Annotated in this window: 2 protein-coding genes; both read left to right on the top strand. The window is 54.3% G+C overall.

The genetic code is table 11. The features are described 5' to 3' along the window. Nucleotides 1–18 precede the first annotated feature (18 nt). Nucleotides 19–2,076, top strand: a complete 2,058-nt coding sequence (locus tag NNN71_RS24345; protein ID WP_271459551.1) for a beta-galactosidase — start codon at nt 19–21, stop codon at nt 2,074–2,076. Between the two features lie 72 nt (nt 2,077–2,148). Further along, nucleotides 2,149–2,463 carry a glucose PTS transporter subunit EIIB gene (locus NNN71_RS24340; protein ID WP_065356901.1) on the top strand — a complete coding sequence of 105 codons (315 nt, stop codon included), beginning with the start codon at nt 2,149–2,151 and terminating at the stop codon, nt 2,461–2,463. Nucleotides 2,464–2,546: the final 83 nt, after the last annotated feature.

The following is a 2,546-nucleotide window of genomic DNA, read 5'->3' as shown; positions in this document are numbered from 1 at the left end:
CTTTTTCAGGATTTTATTATGAAAAAATTTCCGCCTTTGAGCCCGAAGGTTAATGCGCTATTGCATGGTGCAGATTATAACCCGGAGCAATGGGAGAATTATCCCGGTATTATCGACCAGGATATTACGATGATGCAGCAGGCAAACTGTAATGTCATGTCGGTGGGGATATTTAGCTGGGCCAAACTTGAGCCGCAAGAAGGCGTATTTGATTTCGCCTGGCTGGATAATGTTATTGATAAACTGTATGCCGCCGGGATACATGTTTTTTTAGCCACCCCAAGCGGCGCGCGTCCGGCGTGGATGTCAAAAGCCTATCCGGAAGTGTTGCGCGTGGGGCGTGACCGCGTGCCGGCGCTGCACGGCGGTCGCCATAATCACTGTATGACCTCGCCGGTTTACCGCGAGAAGACGCTAAAAATCAATACGCTGCTGGCGGAACGCTATTCACAGCACCCGGCGGTGCTGGGCTGGCATATTTCCAATGAATACGGCGGCGAGTGCCACTGCCCGCGTTGTCAGGCTAAGTTTCGCGACTGGCTGAAGGCGCGTTATAAGACGCTCGATAATCTGAACCACGCCTGGTGGAGCACCTTCTGGAGCCACACCTATACCGACTGGGAGCAGATTGAATCACCGTCGCCGCAGGGGGAAGTGTCTATCCATGGCCTGAACCTCGACTGGCGACGTTTTAACACCGCGCAGGTGACTGAATTTTGTCGTCATGAAATTGCGCCATTAAAGGCGGTGAACCCGGACCTGCCGGTGACCACCAACTTTATGGAGTATTTCTACGATTACGATTATTCGCAGCTCGCCGAGCCGCTGGACTTCATCTCCTGGGATAGCTATCCAATGTGGCATCGCGATAAAGACGAGACCACGCTCGCCTGCTATACCGCGATGTACCACGATATGATGCGTACACTGAAGGGCGGCAAACCGTTCGTGCTGATGGAATCCACGCCGAGTGTGACCAACTGGCAGCCGACCAGCAAGCTGAAGAAACCGGGTATGCACATCCTCTCTTCGCTACAGGCCGTAGCCCACGGCGCGGATTCCGTGCAGTACTTCCAGTGGCGTAAGAGCCGTGGTTCGGTGGAGAAATTCCACGGTGCGATTATCGATCATGTCGGGCATCTCGATACCCGCGTTGGCCGCGAGGTCACTCAGCTTGGTCATATCTTAAGACAGCTACCGGACGTTGTCGGCTGTCGCACTGATGCGAAGGTCGCCATCATCTTTGACCAGCAGAGCCGTTGGGCCATGGACGATGCGCAAGGGCCACGTAACAAAGGTATGGAGTATGAGCTGACGGTGAACGAACACTACCGTCCGTTCTGGGAGCAAGGGGTCGCCGTAGACGTGATTGACGCCGATGGCGATCTCAGCGCCTATCAGCTGGTGATTGCGCCAATGCTGTATATGGTGCGCGAAGGTTTTGCCGAGCGCGCCGAAGCCTTTGTCGCTAACGGCGGCCACCTGGTCACCACCTACTGGACGGGGATCGTCAATGAAAGCGATCTCTGCCACCTGGGCGGTTTCCCTGGCCCGCTGCGCAAGCTGTTAGGTATCTGGGCGGAAGAGATAGATTGCCTGGACGACGGTGAGCGTAATCAGATTCAGGGGCTGGCGGGGAACATGGTTGGACTGCAGGGCCCTTACCAGGTGCGCCACCTGTGTGAACTGATTCACCCTGAAACTGCGCAGACGCTGGCGGCGTATCGCGATGATTTCTATGCGGGGCGCCCGGCCGTGACCGTCAATAGCGTCGGTAAGGGCAAGGCGTGGCATATTGCTTCGCGCAACGATCTGGCATTCCAGCGAGATTTCTTCACCTCGTTAATGGATGAGCTGGCGCTGCCACGAGCGGTTGCCAGCAGCTTCCCACCTGGAGTGGTGGCTACCGCGCGTACCGATGGCGAAAGCGCCTTTGTCTTTGTTCAGAACTTTACCGCGCAGACGCAGACAGTTACCTTGCCGGATGGCTATGAACATGCCGCGACAGGCGCTGATGCCAGCGGTCAGCAGGTGCTGCAACCCTGGGACTGCCGTGTCGTTCGCCGTAAAGCATAATCCGCTGCAATCACAAGCCTGCTCATCCGAGCAGGCTTTTTTACCTCTGTAGATAATCAAGGAGCGTCGATGATGGTCAGTCTCAAATCCTTCCTGCACTACTTCTCCCAGCCTAAACCGTCGGTGCCATTAAGCGCCAATGAGCAACAGCAAATTCAGCGTCTGATTAGCGCATTTGGTGGTCAGCATAATATTGAAAATGTTGATGCCTGTATTACGCGATTGCGCGTCACGGTTAAGGACCTGTCTGTCGTGGATTCTCAGGCGTTGCAGAATGAAGGTGCGCTGGGGGTTATTATTCTTGGGCAGCAGGTTCACGCTATTTTTGGCAAGCAATCTGATGCGCTGCGTCAGTTGTTAGATGAACACTTTGCGGGTAATAAATAAATTAGTATGTTGCCATCTGGAAATTTTTCACGGTTCTGCCGGATGGCGCTTCGTTTATTTGGGAAATAATAGCTTTATATGAA

Origin of the sequence: Kluyvera sp. Awk 3, assembly GCF_028069715.1 — a bacterium.
Taxonomy (GTDB): Bacteria; Pseudomonadota; Gammaproteobacteria; order Enterobacterales; family Enterobacteriaceae; genus Kluyvera; species Kluyvera georgiana_A.
This window is presented reverse-complemented; position numbering and strand designations above follow the sequence as displayed.

Excerpts from the sequence above, each read along its gene's own strand:
- NNN71_RS24345 (WP_271459551.1), top strand. The coding sequence starts at position 19 with ATGAAAAAATTTCCGCCTTTGAGCCCGAAGGTTAATGCGCTATTGCAT.
- NNN71_RS24340 (WP_065356901.1), top strand. The coding sequence starts at position 2,149 with ATGGTCAGTCTCAAATCCTTCCTGCACTACTTCTCCCAGCCTAAACCG.